Genomic DNA, 23,685 nt, shown 5'->3' with positions numbered 1-23,685 from the left:
TTTGAATGGTAGGCAAACTTATGCCAATTCCCATTCCTGATGAACTAAATTTTATTTGTAGGGGCATTGCACTGCACATGGGTGTCAACTTAACGTGAAACCCCACTCAGAAAGTGGAATCGCCCTCACCCCCAGCCCCTCTCCCAACCCTGGGAGAGGGGAGCAAGAGAGAATTCTTCTCCCCCCTCGCCCAAAATTGGGAGAGGGGGGTCGGGGGGGTGAGGGCTGGGATGACGCTATAACAAACACTCATGCTTAAGTTGACACCAATATGCACTGCAATGCTCTAATTGGTGCGGAACTCTTTGAGTGCATCTTTAACTGTTTAAAACCGAAACGCGATCGGGTAAATTTTTCAATAAACCATCCCAAGTTTGATGTGCTTGCAACGCTTCAATTACAACCGCTAAAGGTTCGGGAAAAATCTCTGGAAAATCGCATTCTCCCGGCAAACGCGGTTGATACGCCAGACATTCTTCGGGCGGAACAAACTTAGCATTCACCCCCAGCTTATTTCCCCGTGCATCGACACGATACCATCCCCATTCAGGCAAATAAACAGCATTAAATCCGTGCAAGGAATAGGGCGCGCCATCGTCGTTGATACTGAGACGTTGATAGCAAAATCCTGCGGGAATGCCATTTGCCCTCAGTAAGGCAGCCAGTAAGTGACTTTTGGCAAAGCAATAGCCCGTGCGAAATTCGAGAACGTCGGAAGCGCGGCAGGTTACGGGATTGAGGCGATAATCGCAACTGTGGCGAATTTCGTCGCGCACCCACTCAAAACAGATTTTAGCAATAGCGGTGGAGTCCGCGCGATCGCCAGCTAAATCGCGAGCGAGGCTGAGAACTTGGGGATGTTGCCAATCAATAATTTCTGTGGGTTTGAGGTAATCCTGCATAGAATTCTCGAACAAAAATTCGCGAATCGAGAACCCCTCGCTTGTAGTGATGGAAGTGTCCATAAAAAAAGGGGCAATAGCCAGTCCAGATAACGAAAGTTATCATCTCGTTGCAAGAATACTACATTTTGAATGCGATCGCATATGCAGTACCGTTCGACTATCTCTCGGTTTTTGGTTTTAACAAGTTTAATCGCAGCCCCATACCTCCCGGTTTCCGCACAACCCGCACCAGAAAGGCAATTTTTGGATATTGAAGGAGATACCTATGTCGGAGAAATCGACACTGCTGCTCGTTCTGGTATTGTATCCGGTTTCCCAGACCGAACCTTTCGACCGCGAGAATCTCTGACGCGAGAACAATTGCTATCAATTATGGTAGACGCGATGCCGAAAGTTCCTTTAACGAACCTTAACCTTTCCTCTCCCCCCACTCCTAAACCTTTGCCTAAAGTTCCAACTCAAGTCAGCAGCAATCCTTTCCCCGACACGAGTAAAAATCGTTGGAGTGCTGCCAAGATTCAATACATGAAAGATTTAGGCATTATACGCGGCTATCCAGACGGTACTTTTCGTCCCACCCAAACCGTCACCCGTGCCGAACTCATCGTTATGTTGGATGCGGTCGATCGCTTTTTGGTAGAATGGCGCGGTAACTGGGACGCGCAACAATTCCTCGGCGCACTCCCACCGCTTCCCTTCTCCGATGTTCGGGGACATTGGGCTGAAAATAAAATTCAGCAGATGTCTTCTTACTGTTTTCAACAAAGAGTTGCAACGTATCTCGATGAAAAAGGGACTAAATTTGCCCCCAACGCGCCCGCCCAGCGAAATTATGCGGCTGCTGCAACCTTGCGAGCGGTACAATGTCTGAGCATTTATCCGCCTTCGCCCTCGTAACTTTTCATAGAATCAAAAGTAGGGTGTGTTAGCGACAGTGTAACGCACCAATCTCTTAACCCAAAATTGAGCAGAGTCAATTCTGTACAACGTCATATTCAATTGGTATTACGTGAAAAGTTTCAACGTATTTGTATGGCTTTTTGTAGGGTAGACATTGCCGCAAGACCTTTTGACTTATGGCACAATTTTAAATCGGCAATGCCCACCACGACTAGGTTGGTGGGCAAGGTTATCTTAATAAATCTCTCAAACAATCCTACTCGTTACCTTGCCCACCCTACGTTTACAAAGATTCGATCGGACGTTCAGCAGCGAATAAAAGTTAGCGAACAGGTAAAAATCTGGTCAGAAAAAGTGCTGAATATGTCGGGTTTGTTGGCTGTGAATTAGATAAGTGCGCGATCGCTCTTGATGCGCGATGTGCGATGCTTTCTCTAAGAGTAATCGCGTTACGCAGTTGCAAATTCAGTAAACTGACGCAAACGCGGTGGATGAAAGGCGAGGACAATATCTTCACGGGACACCCCTGCTTGGAGTAAATCGGTTGCAATACCGTCCTCAGTCCGGTCTTCTTCAATCCAGATTTTTCCGTCTTTCAGGCGAACGTGAAGGACATTGCAGTTGATGCGATTATCTTGATGCCAACCCATCTTTATGAGAAGATAATGCTCGCTCTTCGGATCGAGCAGCAAGACAGATTCGACATCGGAATTGCCCGATCCTAGCTGCTGATATTCTTCTAGGATTTTTTGGATTAAGCTTCGGTAGCGATCGAGTTTATCCATCTTTCAATGACCTCCTGGATTGGATCGAAAACCAATAGGTTAACTTGGTTTTTTTGAATCATTAATTGAGCTAGTGGGGTTTGAAATTTATTATCGTACAAGTTAGCTGGAATTGCCAAGTATAGCTTGAAATCCAGGGTTTGAGCTTCGACAACTTCTTTGTACATGATGTACTGACCGATGGTAGCTTGTAGGTCAGTAATGAAAGATCGTCCGATGAAGCTTTTGACTTCCACAAGTATTCTTTCTTTGTCTCGGGTTGCAGCAATAGATTTCTCGGCAGCAAAATCTGGATATAAGTTATCTCCCCCGTACTCCAGTTCGTAGTTTTCCTTGAGAATTGTCCAGCCATCATTGATGAGTGCCTGTTTTACGGAATCATGGTAAACGTCTTTGGCTGGCATGATAAGATTGAGATAGCGCATTCTTTCATTATAAGACCATTTTGATAAAGAATTTATTGAAGCTGGAATTTTTAAAACAGATATTCTCCTAGCCTACCATTCTCCTTTTATCCGCCAGTACGATGGTTTTGCAGTTAGTTAAATTGCCCAATACTCGAAATTATCGATCGCGCTTACTTCCTTCAATGTAACGCAAATGAACAGCGGTAGACATTGCCAATTTAAAGTTCACTCTTCAAGCTTTGAGGTGTAGCAGCAATCCCCACCACGACTAGGTTGGTAGGCAAGGTTATTTTAATGAATCTCGCAAACAATCCTACTCGTTACCTTGCCCACCCTACTGGACTGCGCTACTTTTTCGCTAAAATAGAACAACCTAGGCACTAGCTCAGAGGAATTAAAGATGTTAAAAAGCTATGAAGCAATTTATGAAAATGGCGAAGTAAAGTGGTTGGATGAAAAGCCAACTGTTGAGACTGCTCGTCTCATTATTACTGTTCTGGAAGAAAAAGTTGAATCTGAAAAGAAACGTCGATTTCCACCAGCATCAATTGCTGGTAAAGCTAAACTTTTAGGAGATATAGTGAGTCCAATTGTCGATGAAGAAGATTGGGAATGTCTGAAATAATTGTGCTGGATACCCATATTTGGTTTTGGTGGATAAATCGGGAGTTTGAACGATTCCCTTTATCCTGGCAAGACCGCATTGAAACAGCGGAAGAAGTGGGGGTATCTGCTTTATCCTGTTATGAAATTGCAATCGCTAACAAAAGAAGACGTTTAGAATTACCTTGTCCCGTCAACTTATGGTTACAAGAAGCGTTAGAACCAGCACAAATTAACCTCCTACCTTTTACTCCTAAAATTGCTTGTCGTGCGGTCAATCTGTCTTCTATTCATAAAGATCCTTTCGATCGCGCAATTATCGCCACGGCCCTAGAATATGAAGCTAAACTCGCCAGTGTTGACGGCTTATTTATTCGGTATCCCGAACTCGCGCACTACCTGCTACCGCCAGAATAGCAAGAAGCTGTTCTTCGGAAAGCGAACGATTAGCATTAAGAACTAACTCAATAGCCTCTTCTAGGTTTGAGCGAGCTTCCTCAATAGTATCAGCTTGGGTGTTAGCTCCAGGTAATTCTTCAACAAAACTAATATATCCTTCGGGTACTTTCTTGAAAACCTTAGTTAGTAGAAAGCGCATGGCTGACCTCAAAAACTTTGTGCGACACTCGATCTCATTTTTGGGTTGGGAAGACCTCATCAAGTGGAACAGTTTCTCCTGCCGCGATCTCCTGCCGCACCATTGCCGCCATCCGATCCCATCGATCGTCTGTCGTGGCAGCAAAACGGGTTTCCCATTTTTGCTCGTCCTGCAACTCTGCCAAAAATTGAGCCGCGATCGCATCTTGTTGGTCGGGTGGGAGTTTTTGGATTTGGGCGATCGCCTGTTGAAGGAGTTCAGTCATGATTTTGTTGTGGCAAAAACCACAATCGCACATCGTTTATTAATCTTAGCTGATGCTCAGAGAAATTGCTCTGTGTCAGTCTCAGCGAATTGTTTAAGTATCATGGTTCTAAGTGTTAAGACGAGATGCTTCCGATCGAGATATATGCCATCAATGAACAAAGCATCACGCTCTAATACGATACTCGGACAGAACGTACATACTCCAGAGAGAACAAATATGAGCACGTTTCGGACTTCTTCAAGTATTTGAACTTTGAGTCAATTCTCAGTAGCGTGGGCATTGCCGATTTAAAATTGTGCCATAAGTCAAAAGGTCTTGCGGCGATGCCCACCGCAACGAGGTTGGTGGGCAAGGTTATCTTAATGAATCTCTCAAACAATCCTACTCGTTACCTTGCCCACCCTACGTTTACTAAAAGCTATTGGTAGAGTTTACAATTTTGTACAAAACTTTTGTGTAGCACTTCCTGTACATCTTTCGCCTGAAACACATTGGCTATTGCTAGTGCAGGGTGATACGCACCGTTGTGCAAATAAAACTTCATTGGAGCAAAACAAGCTACACACACCAGACGTACTTTTACATCCGAATAATTTTCCTAAACCATTGCAATTAACATATACAGACGATGAATAATTTCTACATTGCCGTGGTGTTGTGCAGTCATTAGTGTTTGAACAACTAGGACGTTGAGCATAAGCAGTATTGATACTAGTAAACGAAAGGGACAGTATAAGAAGAAACGCACAAAAGATTTTCATGACGGGTTCCAGTTTTGGCAAGACCAGTTGTGCTTTGTCTATGACAAAGCACTAATAATTGAACAAATCGTTAGACCTACTCTTCATCCAGGAAGGATCGGAATACACCTTGCTGTAAGTGGAGGAAGTTGCTTTTGTGTCTCAGTCCCAAAAAACTCTAGTAGTACCATTGGGTTAAAGTCGATAGACCAATCAGGTATCTGGTCTGCTTCTGCGATCTTGTGCAACCCTCCCACCTTATAAACTCTCTTAACCGTAATCTCTCTATAGCCTGTAGGATCAGATGGATCGAAGTTACTCTCTCTAATATGATGTGCCTTGAGATACGGAGTCCTGTTGGCCGTCACCACCTCTTTCCATTTCAAAGTGAATAAACCCTCATCATTTACCTTAGTCTTTGCAACCGGTTGCCCCTGAACAAGTTGTACATTTGTCCCAACAACCAACTTGTCATATCCAGCATAATAGTTGTCTGACGTAAAGGTGCGCTGAGGGAAAAGCCAATTATCACCTTCAGGAATGAGATACCAGACAGTTAAATGTACTTCAGCATCAGTCAGGGGTTCTGGGCAACTGTTAACTTGAGCTATTTGCCCACTGACTTTATGATCAGTACCGGCATCTCCAGCAAGGTTAAAGTTTTTTAATGGAAATGGTGGTAAGGGACTCATAAGGTTACTTCCTCGGCAGTATGGTGAAGTTGCAGCGGTCTAAAATTGGATTAAACGCTATATTCTCTTTCATGAGAAAAGGCATTTCAGAGAAATGGGCGGAAAAGAAATTGAAGAATTCTTAACTCATTTAGCTATTGAGGGAAACGTGGCTGCTTCTACTCAAAATTAGGCTTTAAGTGCTGTTTTACTCCTCTATAAAGAAGTTTTTAGGCAAGAGGTAGGGTGGGCAAGAGAGAATCTCGTGTTTAAAAGATTATTTTCAACGACCTTGCCCACCAAAGCTTACTGCTACATCTTACTCTCCGTAGTTATGCGATCCGGACAAATCCTAACGAAACAGCCTACTCCTTTTGGATATTGCTTTCCACCGATAGAAATCGATCGCGTCCTCTCATGTTTTTTTTGCAGTATCGCAAGTGACGCTTGTATCTGGCTAAATTTGTTACAAAATAATAAGAACACTGCGGGCGGAGTTTCTCGGCTCGCAATTCATCCCTTGTTTCACCCCCATCTATCTGACGAATGGCTAATCCAGAACTCGCTGTCAATCTCGCTTTGGCTCACTCTCAACCCGAATTCAAGCCTCAAGTTCCCAACCTCAGAATCGCTGCTGATGAGTTTGCGCGGCGACATATCGGCTCAAACGCAAAAGAAGTGGCAACAATGCTGGGAGTGTTGGGGTGCGAGACGCTCGATGCTTTGATTGACAAAGCAGTTCCCGCTGCCATTCGTCTCCAAAAACCTTTGCAACTCCCCGCATCGAAAACCGAAACGGCAGCTTTAGCGCAATTAAAACAAATTGCTTCGCAGAATCAGATTGCTCGTTCCTACATTGGTATGGGTTATTACGATTGCATCACGCCGCCGGTGATTCAGCGCAATATCCTGGAAAATCCGGGCTGGTATACTGCCTATACGCCCTATCAAGCAGAAATTGCCCAAGGACGTTTAGAAGCGCTGCTGAATTTTCAAACGCTGATTGCGGATTTAACCGGACTCCCCATTGCCAACGCTTCCCTTCTCGATGAGGGGACTGCTGCCGCCGAAGCGATGAGCATGAGTTACCATCTGTGCAAGAATAAATCCAACACCTTCTTCATTGCCGATAGCTGTCACCCGCAAACGATTGAGGTCGTTGCCACCCGTGCCAAACCTTTGGGAATTGAGGTTTTAGTCGGCCCTTACTACGAGTTTGACTTCGAGCAACCCATCTTCGGTGCTTTATTACAATATCCCGATACTTACGGGGCTGTAGCCGATTATCGTCATTTTATCGATCGCGCGCACCAAGTTTCCGCCCTCGTCACCGTCGCCGCCGACCCCCTCAGTTTAACCCTCCTCACCCCTCCCGGCGAGTTCGGCGCGGATATTGCCGTCGGCAGTACCCAACGTTTCGGCGTACCGCTGGGTTACGGCGGGCCTCACGCTGCTTACTTTGCGACGCGCGACGAGTACAAACGCAGCATTCCCGGCCGTATCGTCGGCGTTTCTAAAGACCGCCACGGCAAACCAGCTTTGCGCCTCGCCCTACAAACCCGCGAACAGCACATTCGGCGCGAAAAAGCAACCAGTAATATTTGTACGGCGCAGGTTCTTTTAGCGGTGATGGCTTCGATGTATGCAGTCTATCACGGCCCGGAAGGACTGCGTGCGATCGCGTCTCGCATCCACACCCTTGCCGTCCTCCTCGCCGCCGGTTTAAAACGCCTCAACTACAGCATTGACGAGATTCCCTTCTTCGATACCGTGTGCCTGTGCGTTGGCGAGGCGGGGGCAAAAGCCGTGGTGCAAGCGGCGGAAACGAAGGGGGTAAACTTGCGCCTCGTCGAACCGGGTTTCGTTTGTATTTCCCTGGATGAAACGACCACATTAGAAGATGTCACCCAACTGTGGCAGCTATTAGCCGGACGCGAAACGCTACCCTTTACCGCTGAAGAGTTAGAACAGGAAGCGCGCTTCGATTTTTATGCACCTTTCGCCCGCAGCAGCGACTATTTGCGCGATCGCGTCTTCAACCGCTACCATTCCGAAAGTGAAATGCTGCGCTACCTGCATCAGTTGCAAACCAAGGATTTATCCCTCACCACCTCCATGATTCCCTTGGGTTCCTGCACGATGAAACTCAACGCCACCGCCGAGATGATTCCCGTCACCTGGCCCGAATTCGGCAAAATTCATCCCTTCGCCCCCCGTTCCCAAACCCGAGGCTATCAAGAACTTTTCCAACAACTGGAAAGCTGGCTGGCAGAAATCACCGGCTTTGCTGGCGTTTCCCTGCAACCCAATGCCGGTTCCCAGGGCGAATATGCCGGTTTGCAAGTCATCCGCGCCTACCACGAACATCGCGGCGAAGCCCATCGCAATATTTGTTTGATTCCCGAATCTGCCCACGGAACCAATCCCGCCAGTGCAGTCATGTGCGGGATGAAAGTGGTGGCGGTGAAGTGCGACAAACAGGGCGATATTGACTTAGCCGATTTAAAAGCAAAAGCCGAGAAGCACGGCGATAATTTAGCAGCATTGATGGTGACATATCCTTCGACGCACGGTGTCTTTGAAGAAGGAATTGTCGAAATTTGCGAAACCGTCCATCATTACGGCGGACAGGTGTATATGGATGGGGCGAACATGAACGCGCAAGTCGGGTTGTGTCGTCCCGGTGATTTCGGTGCGGATGTCTGTCATTTGAACTTACACAAAACCTTCTGCATTCCCCACGGTGGCGGCGGCCCGGGGGTTGGCCCGATTGGCGTAGCGGCGCATCTCGTGCCTTATCTGCCGGGACATTTAGTTGTCGAGTTAGGGGATGAAACCAGCATCGGTGCGATTGCAGCCGCGCCTTGGGGTAGTGCCAGCATTTTGGTCATTTCCTGGATGTATATTGCCATGATGGGGGCAGAGGGATTGACGGAAGCCACGAAAATCGCCATCCTCAATGCGAATTACATCGCTCAACGCTTGGAAGGGGCTTATCCGGTGTTATTTAAAGGAAAATCGGGATTGGTGGCGCACGAGTGCATTATTGATTTACGCCCGATGGATAAACGGGCGGGTGTGAAGGTGGATGATGTGGCAAAGCGGTTGATGGATTATGGCTTCCACGCGCCTACAATGTCTTGGCCGGTGATTGGGACGATGATGGTAGAACCGACGGAAAGCGAGAGTCAGGAGGAGTTAGACCGTTTTTGCGAGGCGATGTTAGCGATCGCGGGCGAAGCAGATGCCATTTCGTCGGGTACAATCGATCGCGAGGACAATCCCCTCAAAAATGCGCCCCATACAGCCGAATCTTTACTCTGCGGCGAATGGACGCATCCCTACAGCCGCGAGGAAGCCGCTTATCCCGCCCCTTGGACGAAGGAACATAAATATTGGCCGACGGTAGGGCGGATTGATAATGCTTACGGCGATCGTAACTTAATCTGTTCTTGCGAAGGAATGGAAGCGTATCGGGAGGAGTAAGGTCGAATTCAACCGTCTTTTGGCATAAAAACCCGGCTTCTTAAAGAAACCGGGTTTTTCTCAAGTCGCCCCAACGGATTGAGGCTTTAGGATTAAATAACAGTTTAGACTGCGATTGGATTTGAAAGACGTTATCCATTGTCCATTGTCCATTATCAATTATTCCCTAATGTCCGATCGCGTCAATCTCAATAACTCCCTACTCTTGGTTCCCGTCGGTTCTCTCATCGTTCCGGCACATCCCCCCGCCCCGAGTCCGATTCTGCTTTCGATTGCCATCCCTACCTACAAAGAAAGCCAGAATATTGAAACCCTCGTTAGTAAATTATGTTACCTCCTCGATCCAGTATTGCGCGATCGCTACGAACTGATTATCGTCGATGACGACAGCCCCGATCGCACCTGGGAAATTGCCCAGTCCCTCATCCCCCAATATCCGCAACTGCGAGTGATGCGACGTATTGAAGAACGAGGACTCTCCACCGCCGTCGTGCGCGGGTGGCAAGTCGCGCGAGGCTTCGTATTTGGGGCAATTGATGCCGATTTGCAGCATCCACCCGAAATTTTGCTGCAACTGTGGGAAGAAATCAAAAAAGGCGCGGATCTCGCTGTCGCCAGTCGCCATATCGAAGAAGGCGGCGTAAGCGACTGGAATATCTTTCGCCGTATCTTATCGCGAGGCGCACAGATATTAGGTTTGACCATTTTACCCGGCGTTGTCGGGCGCGTGTCGGATCCGATGAGCGGCTATTTTTTAGTGAAGCGAGACGCGATCGCAGGCAAACCTCTCGACCCCATCGGTTATAAAATCCTCTTAGAAGTCATCGGGCGCGGCGACATTCGCTGCTGTCGGGAAGTCGGCTACATTTTCCAAGAACGCCAAGAAGGGGAAAGCAAAGTTACCGCCAAGCAATATCTCGAATACATCCAGCACCTCTTGCGTTTGCGGCGTTCCCTATGGCCCGTCGAGCGGTTTCTGCGTTTTATTGCCGTCGGTGCTACCGGCTTAGTCGTCGATTTAAGCTTATTTTACCTGCTGCGAACTGAATGGGGATTAGGCTTGACGCGCAGTGCCATACTTTCAGCGGAAGTGGCAATTATTAATAACTTTCTTTGGAACGATCTGTGGACGTATCGCGATAAATCCCGTCCTCAAAAAGGCTGGAAGAAATGGTTTAAGCGCTTGTTAAAGTTCAATGCAATTTGTCTGGCGGGTTTGATCTTAAATGTCTTGTTGGTCAATATTCTCTATAACCTGCTTCATGTCAACGAGTATGCAGCAAAATTGATTGCGATCGCCGTAGTTACCTTTTGGAACTTTTGGATTAACCTCAAACTTCAGTGGCGTACAACGGAAATCGGTTAAAATTAATAGGTAATTCATCAATACTCCAACTGACGATGAAAGCCATAGAAACTACAGCGACAATTAATGAAAGAGGAGAACTTACCCTCGATCGCGCGTTAGAAACCACCAAACCTCAGCGCGTCCGCGTTATTGTATTAATATCTGAAGAAAACGAAGAAGATGCTGACGATACCTCCCTTGAAATAATTATGGAGGGAATTTACGAAGGGTTTCAAGAAGCATTAACAGGTAAAACTATTCCGCTTTCCGAAATATGGTAGTGCTTTGTATCTATTAGCTGAAATAGAGAGAAAGAAAGCATGATAACTCTCAACACCCTCCAAGATTGGTTGAATGCACCTGTAGAAAACGAAAAACTTGAATTTAAAGAAGCAAAAAATCAATTTGATACTGTCAAACTGATGAAATATTGCGTCGCCATCGCAAATGAAGGAGGAGGATATTTAATTTTCGGCATTACCGATAAGCGCCCGCGTCAAGTTGTTGGTTCTCACGCCTTTTCAACACCTGAATCGCTTAACAAAATTAAAGCCCAAATTGTCAAAAAACTTCACTTGCGCGTTGATACGACAGAATTACAACATTCTGACGGTCGAGTGTTAATCTTTGAAATCCCTAGCCGACCGACCGGACAACCGATTGCTTTAGACGGAGCGTACCTCATGCGAGCAGGTGAAGAACTCGTAGCGATGACATCCGATATGCTAAAGCGTATTTTTGCTGAAGATCGACACGATTGGTTTTGCGAACCCGCTGCTTCCGCTCTGGCAGCAGGTGAAGTTATTGATTTGTTAGATACGCAAACCTATTTTGAGCTTTTAAAGCTTCCTTATCCTACCCATCGTAATGCCGTACTAGAAAGATTGCAAAGCGATCGATTACTTTACAAAATGTCGGACGGTTGGACGATTTCAAATATCTCAGCTATCCTACTTGCCAAAAAACTCGAACGCTTTTCTTCGTCGCTAGCCCGTAAAGCAGCGCGAGTTATCTTTTATGAAGGCAGTGGTAAGTAAAAGACCCATATAGATCGTACTGGCTCAAAAGGTTATGCAGTCGGCTTTGAGGGTCTAGTTGATTTTGTTTATTTGTCGGCTCCGCAAAATCGTTGTGTGGAAGAAGTCGTGCGAGAAGAAATTAAAATGTTTCCAAAACAAGCTCTACGGGAATTAATTGCTAATGCTCTAATTCACCAAGACTTTCTAGTTACAGGGGCTTCAGTGGCGATCGAAATGTACAGCGATCGCATCGAAATATCTAATCCCGGAATTCCTCCTATCAAGGTAGAGCGCTTTATTGATGAATATCGTTCTCGCAACGAGCAACTCGCCGATCTAATGAGACGTTTCGGTATTTGTGAAGAAAAAGGGAGTGGCATTGATAAGGTTATTAATGCAGTTGAAGCCTATCAACTCCCCGCACCGGACTTTCGGGCAGATGATATTCGTACTACAACTATCTTGTTTGCTCACCAGGATTTTGATGATATGAGCAAAGCAGACCGAATTCGAGCCTGCTACCAGCATTGCTGTCTGTTGTATATCAACAATAAACGTATGTCCAATCAGAGTCTACGGGAGCGATTTCGCTTGAATGAATCCAAGCAAGCGACTGTTTCCCTGATTATCGGGGCGACGAAGGAAGCAGGTTTTATTAAGATGGATATTTCGGAGTCGATGTCCACGCGCTATGCTCGTTATCTTCCTTTCTGGGCTTAAAGCAAAGTGCTTTAACGCAAAACTCTGTTCCGGCGGGCGAAAGGTTGAAACCCTCATGAAACTGAGGTAAAAGTGCTTTAACGCAAAACCTTGTTCCGGCGAGCGAAAGGCTGAAACCCTCATGAAACTGAGGTAAAAGTGCTTTAACGCAAAACCCTGTTCCGGCGGGTGAAAGGCTGAAACCCTCATGAAACTGGGGTAAAAGTGCTTTAACGCAAAACCCTGTTCCGGCGGGTGAAAGGCTGAAACCCTCATGAAACTGGGGTAAAAGTGCTTTAACGCAAATCTCACCTCGCGATCGCACTTGCTCCATTCAACGCTAAAACGGAATATCTTCCTCATCTTGGGCAGAAACTTTCAGCATCGCGATCGCGCTAACCTCTTCCTCAATCGGTAAAACCTCCAGATACTCGCCCAACGCCGTTTGCTGGTTTTTATTGAGTGCGATCGATAAGTCGAAGTCTGCCCCCGTTTCGCGAGCAAATCGCGCGAGTTCTTGGAACGAAATGCGGCGCGTGGTGCGCTTCTGCATCGATAACTTAAAACCCGCTTGTTCCTCAACTTCTTGGTGTTGCATCGTTGCTTTAATTCGGGTTCTTAAATGCTCCATTTCTGTACTCAAACATTGCCATTGATGCTCGATTTGACGGTAACGTAGGAGCAATGCTTCTAAGTTTTCGGTTTCTGGGTCGCGCTCGACTAAAGCTTGAAGTTCTAACAAGCGTCGATGAAGTTTAGTAAGGTAAACAACATCCATTTTTGCATAGTGTAACTGCGAGGAAGTTAGCGGGCGTTGTCCCCAGTCTCCTTGCTGTTCGGTTTTATCGATCGCGGGAAGATTGCAGAGTTTCTCGGCTAAAGTTTTAAGCGTATAGTCGTTAACGGGTGCAAGATAGTAGGGGATTTTTTTCGCCAGTTCTAAGGTACAAGTTACCTGCTTTGCCTTTTGTTTTCCTAAAAACTTGAGATCGTATTTGGCATTATGGAAAACTTTCTCGATTTCAGGATCGAGCATAATTTGTTCGATAAAGAGAGCGATCGCATCGGGACAGTCGAGGACATCCAGAATCGTCACGCGATCGCCCGTTTCATCGCTCGGATCGTCCAATACCTGAATCAACGAGAGTCGCGGTTTCTGGCTGCGAAAGTCAGCAACTTCCGTATCTAACCACAACCGAGAACGCTGGCGAAAATGCACGATCGCAGCTTTAATATCGCCCAAATCCGTTAAATAAGCCATTGACGAATCCAAAATTTCACAGCGACCCTACCATCCTACTGCTCCTTGGGGAATCGGGAGGTGACGTTACCGCAAGATTAAAGCCATAATTGAGATTCTCTCCTGCCCTCGCGATCGATAAAAAATCAAGATTCTCATGAGTTCCCCCATCGCCCCATCCCAAATACCCATCGCTTACTCTCCCCAAACTGTTGCGCGCGCAGAACGCGCGTTGCGCTGTTCGCCCTTTAAACTTTTGCTTTTTACGACAATGCGCGATCGCAGCGTTCCCTTAAACGAAATTGTAGGGAGTTCTGGGGTCGAGCGAAGACACACTCAACGTCCCCTGCTAGAATTAGTCGCAGAAAGTCACCTCGTTTGGCTCATCCAAGTCGGTTTGCTGCGACGTGAAGTTGATGGCCAGGGCATCACCGACAGCTTCCGCCTCACCCCCCTCGGACGGCAAATCGTCGAACGGTACGAAAAAGCGGGTGTTAAGATCCCCTCTGACTCGTTACACGCGCCGCTACGCGCTTCTGTGTGGGATCGCATCGTCAATGCCCTCAACCGTTGGCTGAGACTGCCTTTTTAAAAGCGCTTAGCGATGAGACGGAACCGATCGCAATCGTAAAAGTAAAAAAAGCCGATCTCTCGCCTTATAAAACCTCATATTCCCCTATGAAATCAATTATGGTAGTGGGAACTACCTCCCACGCAGGAAAATCCTTAATAACCGCAGGATTATGTCGAATTCTGGCGCGTCGCGGCTGGCGAGTCGCGCCCTTCAAAGGTCAAAATATGGCCCTCAATGCCTACGTCACCCAAATGGGCGGAGAAATTGGCTACGCTCAAGCTGTACAAGCTTGGGCGGCGGGAGTTACACCTTGGGTAGAAATGAACCCCATCTTGCTCAAACCGCAAGGCGATGCCACTTCGCAAGTTATTCTGCATGGAAAAGCTGTCGGTACTACCAGTGCGAGTGACTATTACGAAAATTATTTCAACATCGGTTGGCAAGCCATTCAAGACTCGTTAGAACGCCTTTCGAGCGAATTCGATCTGATTGTCTGCGAAGGGGCGGGCAGTCCGGCGGAAATTAACCTCAAACACCGCGATCTCACCAATATGCGCGTGGCGCGCTATCTCAATGCGCCGACTCTCCTCGTCGTCGATATCGATCGCGGCGGCGCTTTTGCTCATGTTGTGGGAACTCTAGCCTTACTCGAACCGGAAGAGCGAAAGTTAATCAAAGGAGTTGCGATTAATAAATTTCGCGGCCAGCGATCGATCTTGCAACCGGGAATCGATTGGCTCGAGCAGTATACTGGAATTCCCGTTTTGGGGGTGATTCCTTGGAGCGATCGAATGTTTCCGGCGGAAGACTCCCTCGATTTACTGGAACGACGCGGACGCAAACCCAATCCCGAACTGACGATTGCGGTTATTCGCCTGCCGCGCATCGCCAACTTTACCGATTTTGACCCCTTAGAAGCCGAACCGAGTGTTTGCGTCAAGTATATCGATCCCGGTCAATCGCTGGGCTATCCCGATGCCATTATCCTACCGGGGTCAAAAACCACTATCGCCGACTTAACTGTTCTCCATGAAAGCGGCACGGCGCAGAGAATTCAAGAATATGCGGCAGCGGGTGGAACCGTAATGGGAATATGCGGCGGCTTCCAAATGCTCGGTCAAATGGTCAGCGATCCCGAAAAGTTGGAAGGTTCGATCGCGGAGTGTCGCGGTTTGAACCTGCTGCCTCTCAAAACCATTCTCTCGCGTAATAAAGTCGTGCGCCAGCGAACGGTTAATTCGGAATTCCCGACAGCGGGATTGCCGGTGGAAGGGTACGAAATCCACCAAGGGCGTTCGCTTCTCGTGGAGTTGAAGAAGGGGCAACTGAAGGAAGATTATCACCCTTTATTTAACGATCCGAGTTTGGGGATTGTCGATAAAGCGATGCTGACTTGGGGCTGCTATCTGCACGGTTTGTTTGATAATGGGGCATGGCGCAGGGCGTGGCTGAATCATCTTCGCCAGCGACGCGGTTTATTGTCTCTCCCAACGGGGGTTCCCAACTATCGCGAACAGCGCGAGGTGATGTTGGACGGAATCGCGGATTTAGTCGCCGCCCATCTCGATATACAGCCGTTGCTTCATTAAATTGCTCGAATTGAGTTGGCTAACGCGCGATCGCATTAATAATTAAGAAGGGACGTTAAAGGTAACGTCCCTGCCCATGCTTAATGGTTCTCTCGCGTCGAACTTACTTAGCCGTCGCTAAGCTAGCATCAGCTTCCGTGCTACCGCGCGAGCGACGGCGCGTTAGCGTATTAAACAACATCGTCCCGATTGCTTTCACTAAATTTCCTTCCAATTCTTGGAACATTTTCATGTTCATTCCGAAGGCAGCATTTGCTTCATCGACAATTTCATCCGCTGTTGCTTGGTCGATGGGTGTTTCATCTAAACGCTGGCGATACTCTTGCTTGAAGGCTTTTTCGTCAGGAATTTCAGGAAATTCATAAAAACTCGTGCCTTGACCGTCAGCAAGATTCATTGCAGTTTGAGCAATTTTCTTGAGGATTTGTCCGCCAGAAAGGTCGCCGAGATAGCGAGTGTAGAGGTGAGCGATCAGGAGTTCGGGTTTGGTATTGGAAATTTCCCGAATGCGGTTAACATAGGCTTCTCCCGCTTCAGAAGCTCGTACTTGAGAGCGCCAGTTCGGGCCGTAATAAAACTGTAAATCTTCTTCCAAACTTTGCTTGCGGTTTAATTCGGGAAAATAAACGCCGGAGAGGACGGGGTGATTGCGATGTCTCTCCATCTCTTCTTCCATTGCGGAGTAAACGAAGTAGAGATTTCCAACTAATTTTCGATAAGAGTTCTTTTCAACAACACCTTTTAAAAAGCACTTGACAAATCCGACGTTTTCAGCAGCCGTATGGGATTTCTTTGTCCCTTCGCGCAGCATTGTAGATAAATTGACACTCATGCTCGATTTCCTAATGAATTTTTGATATAGAGCGAAGCGGTTGACGTGGAATAGGCAAAAAACTACCCAAACTGTTAGGTTAAACCGATTCTTGCGTCATTTTCATTAAGATTTTTGAAGTTCAGCGGCGCGCGTAATTATCTGTTCCTAATCAAGTAATGGTTCCATCTCCTCCCAACTTAAGCCTTGTTGGATGTAGCGAGGAGAAGCGGGATTGAAGGGACTGACGGCGCGATCGATCGCAATAATACGCGCCTCTGCTGGGAAGACGGGCGTATCTGGGTCGAAAGCGGTGGAACGCATTAAGGAGCTTGAAAATCCTTTAAAAATGAGGATACAATCGCCTTCTCCATCTCCTTCAACAGTCACAATTAGGACTTCTTGGGGATGTTTTAAGGTATAGGCTTCTAAGCGTTTTTCAATCGAACTACTCAATTTTACTTTTTCCGATCGTGGTTGACTGCAATAACTGACTTTGTAATATAGGCTGATTTAAACAAACTAAATCGGAGAGGGGCGAGTTAACTTTTCTGTTCTCCTCATTATCAATTATCCCTTGTCAATTATCAATTACTATCATCTTTCCATTGCCGATCGCCCTTGTTTGCCGAGCTTGATTAACAGAAAATATAGGAACGAAACAACATAGAAGCACAAACCGACCGCCCCAAGGAATCCGAGCAATCCGACGTTACTATAGTCGGCTTTGTAGTGTAGGAAGTGGTAGTAAGTCCAAGGAACTTCCATCCATGCGCGACAACCGGGGAGTTGGTTGGCGTTGTTGCTAAAAGCACAGGAAAGAAAAGGTAGGGAAGCGATCGCGCTAAGGATACAATAGACTGTCATCGCCCAGCGCCATGCCGTTGTTGCGAGCTTAATTCCGTCTGGCGGGCGATCGTCGATTTCTTCATTGAGATCGATCCAAAACCAAAGGGAGATGGGAATTAAGATCCGAGCGGCAAATCCGGCAATGAAGGCAATGCGCCATGCTGGAATCATTAAGTAAAGCGCGATCGCGAGCAGACTTGCAACCCGCCAGTAAATAACTAACAAGCGAGTAATCGCTTCGGCGCGCTTAAATAGCGCCCAAATGAGTAAAACTAAGGGAATTGCCGCTGCTAATAAAACAGCGAGACGGTAGTCCATCCAAATCAGCGGCTTAAACCAGACTGCATTTTCCATCGCGTGTTACTCGCATTCTCAAACTTTCCGATTATAGCTTCCAGTTGCTTAAAAACCCGGTTTCTCAGGGAAACCGGGTTTTTATAATTCTAATTCCGCCTGACGGATTTTAGTCGTCGTAGATTCTACACTCTACTGCGTCGGGATTATCGCTACAGTATTGTTCCAGAGAATTGGCTTTGGGCTTAGATTGCCGTTGGTGGGATGCTTCGGCTTGCAGTTCCTCTACTGCGTCCCAAGCAGCCGCACATTCCGCTGCGTTGCTGCCGTCGGTATTGCAAACGGCTCTAGCATTTTCGCGCTCTTGTTGAATTTGTTCTTCGATGTTGCTGCTCATTGCTGCTCTTACTGATCGTTTTTTAACTGAATTACTCCAGTCTAGACTAACTATAGTCATAGCGCGATTGAAGAAGAGAAATTTGAATTCTCCCCGATTTTTTAAGATTTTGCGCTTCAACTCCCCAGGCAAGATTCGAACTTGCGACCAATCGGTTAACAGCCGACCGCTCTACCACTGAGCTACTGAGGATAGCTAGATGATTAACTTAACCACAGTTTCTAATTGTAGCAGAACTGTGTGGAGTTTTACAAGGGGGGAATAGAAATTTTTTTTAGGCAAGCGATCGCAAGGCTTGTGCGATCGCGTCGGGCAGAGCTTGTTTGCGGCGAGTTTGGGCGCAAATGCAGACGTGGCGAGTGATGGCGTTAGCAGCAAGGCGTTCGGAGGATAAGCGAACTTCGTAGGCAAGCTCGAAACTGCGATCGCGCAACTCCCGCAGCGCCACGCTAACTTGAAGGATATCGCCCCAAGCGATGGGCTGCAAAAAATCGCAAGCACTATGCGCGATCGGCAGCGCCACGCCAAAATCCAAAATCATCGTTCCCAATGCAATCTCCGCCACTATCAAAGCTTGCTCGTAAGCTTCATGGCAAATATTGAGAACGTTTGCAAAATAAATAACACCGGCTGCATCGGTATCAGCCAAACGCACGGTACGAGAGTAAAAAAAAGCCATAAACAGCGATCGCTCAACAGTTTAACTGTCAATTGTCAATTATTAATTGTCAATTATCAACTGCTTGCCCATCGATCCCTACAGATGGGATGATGATATAGTACCTCGGGGCGATCCGTGCCATCCAGTTTTAAGATTGAAAGCAGTTTTGCGCTCCAGTTTTGTAGTCTCACTCCTTAAAAGAACAGATTATGGTCGTTGCTACCCAATCGCTTGAAGAAGTTGCCATTAATTCCATTCGCTTTTTAGCTATTGATGCAGTCGAAAAGGCAAAATCCGGACACCCTGGCTTGCCGATGGGCGCAGCGCCGATGGCCTTTGTCCTCTGGGATCGCGCTATGCGCTACAACCCCAAAAATCCCCAATGGATTAACCGCGATCGCTTCGTCCTCTCCGCCGGACATGGCTGTATGCTTCAATATGCCATGCTCTACCTCACCGGCTACGATAGCGTCACCCTCGACGATATCAAAAACTTCCGTCAGTGGGACTCGAGAACCCCAGGCCACCCGGAAAACTTTATGACTTCCGGTGTCGAAGTCACCACCGGTCCCCTCGGTCAAGGGATTGCTAACGGTGTCGGTTTAGCAATGGCTGAAGCCCACCTCGCCGCACGATTCAACAAACCGGACAGCACCATCGTAGACCACTATACTTACGTCATCCTCGGCGACGGTTGCAACATGGAAGGGATTTCTGGCGAAGCTTGCTCCCTCGCCGGACACCTCGGTTTGGGCAAACTTATCGCTCTCTACGACGACAACCACATCTCCATCGACGGCAACACCGAAATCTCTTTCACCGAAGATGTCAGCAAACGTTTTGAAGCTTACGGTTGGCACATCCTCCACGTCGAAAACGGCAACACCGACCTCGATGGGATTGCCAAAGCAATTGAGGAAGCAAAATCCGTGACGGATAAGCCCTCAATGATTAAAGTTACCACCACCATCGGTTACGGCTCCCCCAACAAAGCCAACAGCGCGGGCGTTCACGGCGCGGCTCTCGGCGGCGACGAAGTGAAAGCCACCCGCGAAAACCTCGGTTGGGAACACGAACCCTTCGACATTCCGGAAGATGCCCTCAAGCACTTCCGCAAAGCCGTCGATCGCGGTGCAGAATCGGAGGCAGAATGGCAGAAGGTTTGGGATGACTACAAATCTAAATACGCAGAAGAAGCCGCCGAATTCGAGCGGATGATTTCTGACAAACTCCCCGAAGGTTGGGAAAAAGCTCTGCCCACCTATACCCCCGCCGATAAACCCCTGGCAACGCGCAAAAACTCGGAAATGACGCTGAATGCGCTCGCCCCAGTCCTCCCCGAACTCATTGGCGGTTCGGCAGACTTAACCCACTCCAACCTCACCGAACTCAAAGTTTCCGGCAGTTTCCTAAAAGGTAAGTACGAAAACCGCAACTTGCGTTTCGGCGTGCGCGAACACGGTATGGGTGCAATTTGTAACGGTATTGCCCTGCATAATTCTGGGTTGATTCCTTACGGCGCAACCTTCCTGGTGTTTACCGACTATATGCGCAATGCGATTCGTCTGTCGGCACTGGCACAAGCGGGCGTAATCTGGGTCATGACCCACGATTCGATTGGTTTGGGCGAAGATGGGCCGACTCACCAACCGATCGAGCATATTGCCTCCCTGCGTATGATTCCCGATTTAATTGTTTATCGTCCCGCCGATGGTAACGAAACTTCGGGCGCGTATAAGGTTGCGGTCGAACGATCAAAAGCCATTGGTAGCAAGCACAAACAATCGACGTTGATTGCCTTCTCCCGCCAAAATCTGCCCAACTTAGAAGGCAGTTCTATCGAAAATGCTGCTAAAGGCGCTTACGTCCTTTCCGGCGGCGACGAAACCCCCGATATTATCCTTATCGGTACGGGTTCGGAAGTCTTTTTGTGCGTCGATGCAGCCGAAAAACTGCGCGCGGAAGGTAAGAAGGTTCGCGTCGTTTCGATGCCGAGTTGGGAAATCTTTGAAGACCAAGATGCGGCTTACAAAGAATCCGTTTTGCCAAAAGAAGTTACGAAGCGCGTTTCAGTAGAAGCGGGTACGACCTTCGGATGGGGACGTTATGCTGTGAGTGAAGAGAACGCGATCGGAATTAATCGTTTTGGGGTTTCCGCTCCTGGCGATTTAGCAATGGAGAAATTCGGTTTCACGGTTGATAACGTCGTAGCGAAAGCGAAAGAAGTTCTCGGCTAATTTCAATTGAGTTGAATAACCAGAAATTTGTTTAAAAAGTGGGGTATAGCCATTGCTGTACCCCATATTTGTTGCATCGCCATCGGTAGAAGGGATAATGCTTTAAAATTTAAATCCAAGAGATTTTGAGTTTAAATCCTTAGCTATAACAGGATACGATTCAAACATTCTGCAATTCGTCTTGCAGCCCCTGCTGTCCCCATACGTCGCCGTCCATTTTCCGCGATCGCTTGCAGGCGATCGGGATCTGCTAAAAGTGTTTGAATTGCCTCCGCTACTTCTTGAGGTTTTTGTACCAAGATCAGAGAACATCCCAGCAATCGCGATTGCGCTTCGGCGAAAGCGTAAGTATACTGCGGTCCGCGTCCGGGAATCGCGATCGCGGGTTTCCCCAAACCAACAAATTGTTCTGTCGCCGTTCCTGCCATCGCTACGGCAAAATCGGCAGCTAGCAAGCAATCTCGATACGCATTTTGCGTCAGAATTAGCAGTACGCCATCGCGCGAAAATGCCATCGCATCTCTATCGACAATGGGGAGTTTCTCCGGCAAAGTGCTTCGTTGGAATCCATTCGCCATTGCCGTTGCACTCAACGGCTCTAAACTAAGAGAAGGCGCGATCGCCGCTAGAAACAATATCGACTGCCGACGAAAACGAGATGCAATCTCCCGCACTGCGATCGCAATCTTTTCCCAATTTTCATACGCTTCCAACGCTCTCGAACCGGGTAACAGTAAAATAGTCAGCGATCGCGCTTCCTCCTCTGCATCAATGTTAGGGCGATAAAAAATCGGCGCAGACTCTTCCGACTCGATGCCATCCATCATCGGATTGCCCGAGTCAAACACTGGCAACTGCCCTTTTTCCTGTAAAATCTGTGCCGTCAGACTATCCCTCGGAAACACCGCCTTACAGCGTCTTCGTCCCATCAGCCAGCGATCGCAAGGATGATACACCGAACCGCCTACTGCTTCCAGCTTTCGTTGCGCTGAAAGCCATCCTCCCTCATCGCGTAAATAATATTCAGATCGGGCAGTTCCGACAAAAGCATAAGGAACGCCAGCTAAATAAGCAAATAAAAGGGGGACAAAATCGCCCACCGCCAACACCGCTGTTTGTTCGCTCGAAGACTGCACCCATTGACGAATCGCTCGATACTGTTGCCACACCAATTGCAGCAATCCCCCTTGTTTGACATCTCGCCACAATTGCTTGCCATCCATGTAGATAAACCCACCGGAGGGCATTTGTTTCACTGCCCCTACAACCGGAATATTGTGTCGCTGATACGCTCCTCCCTCGCCCACTAACGGCAGAGCCGCTAACTCCACCGTTGGTGCTTGATGCTGAAGCTCTTCTAAGATGCGAACAGCAATTTCATCTTCTCCGTGGCCGTTGCTCAGACACAATAGTTTCATGGGCGATGAGTGAGTGTTTTCGTACTGCTTTCACCCAACAGCTTAAAACAGTCCGCTGAGTTTGCTACAGTCGGACGAAAATAAGTTAACGAAGGATTCCGCGTTATGCTGCTTCTGCGTTAGCTTCTAGCAACGGGAAGCCCAAGGCCTCTCGCTGCTGAAAGTACAGATGAGCAACTTGTCTGGCGAGGTTACGGATGCGACCGATATATCGCGTCCGTTCGGTTACGGCAATAACACCTCGCGCGTCGAGCAAGTTGAAGGTGTGGGAACACTTAAGAACGTAATCGTAGCTGGGCAGAACGAGTCCGCGATCGATCAGTTGTTTGGCTTCCTGTTCGTACAGACTAAAAAGATTGAACAAGAGATCGGAATCCGATGCCTCGAAGTTATAAGTACATTGTTCTACTTCGCCTTGAAGGTGTACGTCTCCGTAGGTGATGCGATCGTTCCACTGAATTTTTGTAAACGCATCCACATTCTGAAGGTACATCGTCAAGCGTTCCAGTCCGTAAGTAATTTCGATAGAAACCGGACGGCAGTCTATTCCCCCGCATTGCTGGAAATAGGTGAACTGCGTAATTTCCATCCCATCGAGCCAAACTTCCCAGCCTACGCCCCAAGCGCCCAACGTTGGCGACTCCCAGTTATCCTCAACAAACCGGATATCGCGATCCTCCGGCTGAATGCCCAATGCTCGCAGAGAATCTAGATACACCTCCTGGATATTATCCGGCGACGGCTTGATCAAAACTTGATACTGATAATAGTGCTGATAGCGATTTGGGTTCTCTCCGTAGCGCCCGTCTGTCGGACGGCGCGACGGCTCTACATAAGCCACCGACCAGGGTTCTGGGCCAATCGCCCGCAAAAAGGTATGAGGGTTCATCGTTCCTGCGCCCTTCTCCGTATCGTAGGGCTGCGCGATCGCACAACCGCGATCGCTCCAAAATTGATTTAACGTCGCAATTACTGCCTGAAAAGATAAAGCCACCTTGACCTCTGATCCGAAACACCGCGATCGATTGTACGCGAAGCCCGCTATTTCGCCACTTTCAGGAAGCAAAAAAATATTTTCCAAAAAGGAGTTGACAAGTCTGGGAAAAGGGGCTACATTTGTAAATGCGCGCTGCAAAGGAAGTCCGGAGCGGACGCGCCGAACCTAGAAAAAAGAATAGTTTGAAAG

General features: G+C 47.8%; 25 protein-coding genes and 1 tRNA gene. 11 read left to right on the top strand and 15 right to left on the bottom strand.

Going from position 1 to position 23,685, the window contains the following annotated elements:
- Nucleotides 1-317: 317 nt before the first annotated feature.
- Nucleotides 318-902, bottom strand: coding sequence for a transglutaminase-like domain-containing protein (locus H6G50_RS16240; protein ID WP_190718306.1), 585 nt, complete (start codon nt 900-902; stop codon nt 318-320).
- 132 nt (nt 903-1,034) lie between these two features.
- Between H6G50_RS16240 and H6G50_RS16235 the strand changes: the two genes are divergently transcribed.
- Nucleotides 1,035-1,802, top strand: coding sequence for an S-layer homology domain-containing protein (locus tag H6G50_RS16235; RefSeq protein ID WP_206756573.1), 768 nt, complete (start codon nt 1,035-1,037; stop codon nt 1,800-1,802).
- A gap of 452 nt (nt 1,803-2,254) precedes the next feature.
- On the opposite strand, the gene H6G50_RS16230 is transcribed toward H6G50_RS16235, so the two are convergent.
- On the bottom strand, nt 2,255-2,590 hold the full coding sequence (locus H6G50_RS16230; protein ID WP_190718300.1) for a XisI protein: 336 nt from the start codon (nt 2,588-2,590) through the stop codon (nt 2,255-2,257).
- The gene (locus tag H6G50_RS16225) at nt 2,560-2,994 is read right to left on the bottom strand and encodes a XisH family protein (RefSeq protein ID WP_190718297.1); all 435 of its coding nucleotides are present in this window, start codon (nt 2,992-2,994) and stop codon (nt 2,560-2,562) included. The genes H6G50_RS16230 and H6G50_RS16225 overlap by 31 nt, the downstream gene beginning before the upstream one ends.
- 403 nt (nt 2,995-3,397) lie before the next feature.
- On the opposite strand from H6G50_RS16225, the gene H6G50_RS16215 reads away from it, so the two are divergent.
- Complete coding sequence (locus H6G50_RS16215; protein ID WP_190718295.1) at nt 3,398-3,622, top strand: hypothetical protein; 225 nt, start codon at nt 3,398-3,400, stop codon at nt 3,620-3,622.
- On the top strand, nt 3,610-4,017 hold the full coding sequence (locus H6G50_RS16210; protein WP_190718291.1) for a PIN domain-containing protein: 408 nt from the start codon (nt 3,610-3,612) through the stop codon (nt 4,015-4,017). Before H6G50_RS16215 ends, H6G50_RS16210 begins: the two co-directional genes overlap by 13 nt.
- Here the strand turns inward: H6G50_RS16210 and H6G50_RS23970 are convergent.
- The 3 genes from H6G50_RS23970 to H6G50_RS16200 form a co-directional block, all read right to left on the bottom strand.
- Nucleotides 3,971-4,198: a type II toxin-antitoxin system HicB family antitoxin gene (locus H6G50_RS23970; RefSeq protein ID WP_206756572.1), complete on the bottom strand. Its 228-nt coding sequence runs from the start codon at nt 4,196-4,198 to the stop codon at nt 3,971-3,973. The two genes, H6G50_RS16210 and H6G50_RS23970, sit on opposite strands and share 47 nt — an antisense overlap.
- A 34-nt stretch (nt 4,199-4,232) precedes the next feature.
- Nucleotides 4,233-4,463 carry a hypothetical protein gene (locus H6G50_RS16205; RefSeq protein ID WP_190718289.1) on the bottom strand — a complete coding sequence of 77 codons (231 nt, stop codon included), beginning with the start codon at nt 4,461-4,463 and terminating at the stop codon, nt 4,233-4,235.
- Nucleotides 4,464-5,310: 847 nt separating this feature from the next.
- Nucleotides 5,311-5,898, bottom strand: coding sequence for a hypothetical protein (locus H6G50_RS16200; RefSeq protein ID WP_190718287.1), 588 nt, complete (start codon nt 5,896-5,898; stop codon nt 5,311-5,313).
- 525 nt (nt 5,899-6,423) lie between these two features.
- On the opposite strand from H6G50_RS16200, the gene gcvP reads away from it, so the two are divergent.
- The 5 genes from gcvP (at nt 6,424) to H6G50_RS24205 (ending at nt 12,450) form a co-directional block, all read left to right on the top strand.
- Entirely contained in the window at nt 6,424-9,363 is a 2,940-nt protein-coding gene (gene gcvP / locus H6G50_RS16190; RefSeq protein WP_190718283.1) for an aminomethyl-transferring glycine dehydrogenase, read from the top strand.
- Nucleotides 9,364-9,532: 169 nt separating this feature from the next.
- Nucleotides 9,533-10,729 carry a glycosyltransferase family 2 protein gene (locus H6G50_RS16185; protein WP_190718547.1) on the top strand — a complete coding sequence of 399 codons (1,197 nt, stop codon included), beginning with the start codon at nt 9,533-9,535 and terminating at the stop codon, nt 10,727-10,729.
- A gap of 35 nt (nt 10,730-10,764) precedes the next feature.
- The gene (locus tag H6G50_RS16180) at nt 10,765-10,992 is read left to right on the top strand and encodes a hypothetical protein (protein ID WP_190718280.1); all 228 of its coding nucleotides are present in this window, start codon (nt 10,765-10,767) and stop codon (nt 10,990-10,992) included.
- Between the two features lie 39 nt (nt 10,993-11,031).
- Nucleotides 11,032-11,748 (top strand): ATP-binding protein, encoded by a 717-nt coding sequence (locus tag H6G50_RS24210; protein ID WP_242032855.1) that lies wholly within the window; start codon nt 11,032-11,034, stop codon nt 11,746-11,748.
- A gap of 126 nt (nt 11,749-11,874) precedes the next feature.
- On the top strand, nt 11,875-12,450 hold the full coding sequence (locus tag H6G50_RS24205) for an ATP-binding protein (protein WP_242032854.1): 576 nt from the start codon (nt 11,875-11,877) through the stop codon (nt 12,448-12,450).
- A 319-nt stretch (nt 12,451-12,769) separates the two neighbouring features.
- On the opposite strand, the gene H6G50_RS16170 is transcribed toward H6G50_RS24205, so the two are convergent.
- Nucleotides 12,770-13,690 carry a ribonuclease D gene (locus H6G50_RS16170; RefSeq protein WP_190718278.1) on the bottom strand — a complete coding sequence of 307 codons (921 nt, stop codon included), beginning with the start codon at nt 13,688-13,690 and terminating at the stop codon, nt 12,770-12,772.
- Between the two features lie 136 nt (nt 13,691-13,826).
- Here H6G50_RS16170 and H6G50_RS16165 point away from each other — a divergent pair, with 136 nt between their 5' ends.
- Together H6G50_RS16165 and cobQ are read left to right on the top strand one after the other, a co-directional pair.
- Nucleotides 13,827-14,261, top strand: coding sequence for an Npun_F0494 family protein (locus H6G50_RS16165; RefSeq protein ID WP_190718275.1), 435 nt, complete (start codon nt 13,827-13,829; stop codon nt 14,259-14,261).
- An 86-nt stretch (nt 14,262-14,347) separates the two neighbouring features.
- A complete protein-coding gene (cobQ, locus tag H6G50_RS16160; RefSeq protein WP_190718272.1) occupies nt 14,348-15,832 on the top strand; it encodes a cobyric acid synthase CobQ in 1,485 nt (494 codons plus the stop codon).
- A 103-nt stretch (nt 15,833-15,935) separates the two neighbouring features.
- Here cobQ and H6G50_RS16155 read toward each other — a convergent pair whose 3' ends face one another.
- From H6G50_RS16155 to H6G50_RS16130, 6 genes are all read right to left on the bottom strand, one after another.
- Nucleotides 15,936-16,664, bottom strand: coding sequence for a heme oxygenase (biliverdin-producing) (locus H6G50_RS16155; RefSeq protein ID WP_190718269.1), 729 nt, complete (start codon nt 16,662-16,664; stop codon nt 15,936-15,938).
- A 147-nt stretch (nt 16,665-16,811) separates the two neighbouring features.
- Nucleotides 16,812-17,099 carry a hypothetical protein gene (locus H6G50_RS16150; protein ID WP_190718266.1) on the bottom strand — a complete coding sequence of 96 codons (288 nt, stop codon included), beginning with the start codon at nt 17,097-17,099 and terminating at the stop codon, nt 16,812-16,814.
- 141 nt (nt 17,100-17,240) lie between these two features.
- Nucleotides 17,241-17,846: a DUF3177 family protein gene (locus H6G50_RS16145; protein ID WP_190718263.1), complete on the bottom strand. Its 606-nt coding sequence runs from the start codon at nt 17,844-17,846 to the stop codon at nt 17,241-17,243.
- A gap of 109 nt (nt 17,847-17,955) precedes the next feature.
- Nucleotides 17,956-18,183 carry a Calvin cycle protein CP12 gene (locus H6G50_RS16140; protein WP_190718259.1) on the bottom strand — a complete coding sequence of 76 codons (228 nt, stop codon included), beginning with the start codon at nt 18,181-18,183 and terminating at the stop codon, nt 17,956-17,958.
- Between the two features lie 120 nt (nt 18,184-18,303).
- Nucleotides 18,304-18,375 (bottom strand) — tRNA-Asn (locus H6G50_RS16135).
- A gap of 82 nt (nt 18,376-18,457) precedes the next feature.
- On the bottom strand, nt 18,458-18,862 hold the full coding sequence (locus tag H6G50_RS16130; protein WP_190718256.1) for a thioesterase family protein: 405 nt from the start codon (nt 18,860-18,862) through the stop codon (nt 18,458-18,460).
- A 191-nt stretch (nt 18,863-19,053) separates the two neighbouring features.
- On the opposite strand from H6G50_RS16130, the gene tkt reads away from it, so the two are divergent.
- Nucleotides 19,054-21,081: a transketolase gene (gene tkt, locus H6G50_RS16125; protein ID WP_190718252.1), complete on the top strand. Its 2,028-nt coding sequence runs from the start codon at nt 19,054-19,056 to the stop codon at nt 21,079-21,081.
- A gap of 143 nt (nt 21,082-21,224) precedes the next feature.
- On the opposite strand, the gene H6G50_RS16120 is transcribed toward tkt, so the two are convergent.
- Both H6G50_RS16120 and glyQ read right to left on the bottom strand, forming a co-directional pair.
- On the bottom strand, nt 21,225-22,499 hold the full coding sequence (locus H6G50_RS16120; protein ID WP_190718249.1) for a lipid-A-disaccharide synthase-related protein: 1,275 nt from the start codon (nt 22,497-22,499) through the stop codon (nt 21,225-21,227).
- A gap of 103 nt (nt 22,500-22,602) precedes the next feature.
- The gene (glyQ, locus tag H6G50_RS16115) at nt 22,603-23,493 is read right to left on the bottom strand and encodes a glycine--tRNA ligase subunit alpha (protein WP_190718246.1); all 891 of its coding nucleotides are present in this window, start codon (nt 23,491-23,493) and stop codon (nt 22,603-22,605) included.
- Nucleotides 23,494-23,685: the final 192 nt, after the last annotated feature.

This window comes from Oscillatoria sp. FACHB-1406 (assembly GCF_014698145.1).
GTDB lineage: Bacteria > Cyanobacteriota > Cyanobacteriia > Cyanobacteriales > Spirulinaceae > FACHB-1406.
This window is presented reverse-complemented; position numbering and strand designations above follow the sequence as displayed.

Bases quoted from the DNA above. Each gene is read 5' to 3' on its own strand.
- H6G50_RS16240 (WP_190718306.1), bottom strand. From the start codon at position 902: ATGCAGGATTACCTCAAACCCACAGAAATTATTGATTGGCAACATCCC.
- H6G50_RS16235 (WP_206756573.1), top strand. From the start codon at position 1,035: ATGCGATCGCATATGCAGTACCGTTCGACTATCTCTCGGTTTTTGGTT.
- H6G50_RS16230 (WP_190718300.1), bottom strand. From the start codon at position 2,590: ATGGATAAACTCGATCGCTACCGAAGCTTAATCCAAAAAATCCTAGAA.
- H6G50_RS16225 (WP_190718297.1), bottom strand. From the start codon at position 2,994: ATGCCAGCCAAAGACGTTTACCATGATTCCGTAAAACAGGCACTCATC.
- H6G50_RS16215 (WP_190718295.1), top strand. From the start codon at position 3,398: ATGTTAAAAAGCTATGAAGCAATTTATGAAAATGGCGAAGTAAAGTGG.
- H6G50_RS16210 (WP_190718291.1), top strand. From the start codon at position 3,610: ATGTCTGAAATAATTGTGCTGGATACCCATATTTGGTTTTGGTGGATA.
- H6G50_RS23970 (WP_206756572.1), bottom strand. From the start codon at position 4,198: ATGCGCTTTCTACTAACTAAGGTTTTCAAGAAAGTACCCGAAGGATAT.
- H6G50_RS16205 (WP_190718289.1), bottom strand. From the start codon at position 4,463: ATGACTGAACTCCTTCAACAGGCGATCGCCCAAATCCAAAAACTCCCA.
- H6G50_RS16200 (WP_190718287.1), bottom strand. From the start codon at position 5,898: ATGAGTCCCTTACCACCATTTCCATTAAAAAACTTTAACCTTGCTGGA.
- gcvP (WP_190718283.1), top strand. From the start codon at position 6,424: ATGGCTAATCCAGAACTCGCTGTCAATCTCGCTTTGGCTCACTCTCAA.
- H6G50_RS16185 (WP_190718547.1), top strand. From the start codon at position 9,533: ATGTCCGATCGCGTCAATCTCAATAACTCCCTACTCTTGGTTCCCGTC.
- H6G50_RS16180 (WP_190718280.1), top strand. From the start codon at position 10,765: ATGAAAGCCATAGAAACTACAGCGACAATTAATGAAAGAGGAGAACTT.
- H6G50_RS24210 (WP_242032855.1), top strand. From the start codon at position 11,032: ATGATAACTCTCAACACCCTCCAAGATTGGTTGAATGCACCTGTAGAA.
- H6G50_RS24205 (WP_242032854.1), top strand. From the start codon at position 11,875: ATGTTTCCAAAACAAGCTCTACGGGAATTAATTGCTAATGCTCTAATT.
- H6G50_RS16170 (WP_190718278.1), bottom strand. From the start codon at position 13,690: ATGGCTTATTTAACGGATTTGGGCGATATTAAAGCTGCGATCGTGCAT.
- H6G50_RS16165 (WP_190718275.1), top strand. From the start codon at position 13,827: ATGAGTTCCCCCATCGCCCCATCCCAAATACCCATCGCTTACTCTCCC.
- cobQ (WP_190718272.1), top strand. From the start codon at position 14,348: ATGAAATCAATTATGGTAGTGGGAACTACCTCCCACGCAGGAAAATCC.
- H6G50_RS16155 (WP_190718269.1), bottom strand. From the start codon at position 16,664: ATGAGTGTCAATTTATCTACAATGCTGCGCGAAGGGACAAAGAAATCC.
- H6G50_RS16145 (WP_190718263.1), bottom strand. From the start codon at position 17,846: ATGGAAAATGCAGTCTGGTTTAAGCCGCTGATTTGGATGGACTACCGT.
- H6G50_RS16140 (WP_190718259.1), bottom strand. From the start codon at position 18,183: ATGAGCAGCAACATCGAAGAACAAATTCAACAAGAGCGCGAAAATGCT.
- H6G50_RS16130 (WP_190718256.1), bottom strand. From the start codon at position 18,862: ATGGCTTTTTTTTACTCTCGTACCGTGCGTTTGGCTGATACCGATGCA.
- tkt (WP_190718252.1), top strand. From the start codon at position 19,054: ATGGTCGTTGCTACCCAATCGCTTGAAGAAGTTGCCATTAATTCCATT.
- H6G50_RS16120 (WP_190718249.1), bottom strand. From the start codon at position 22,499: ATGAAACTATTGTGTCTGAGCAACGGCCACGGAGAAGATGAAATTGCT.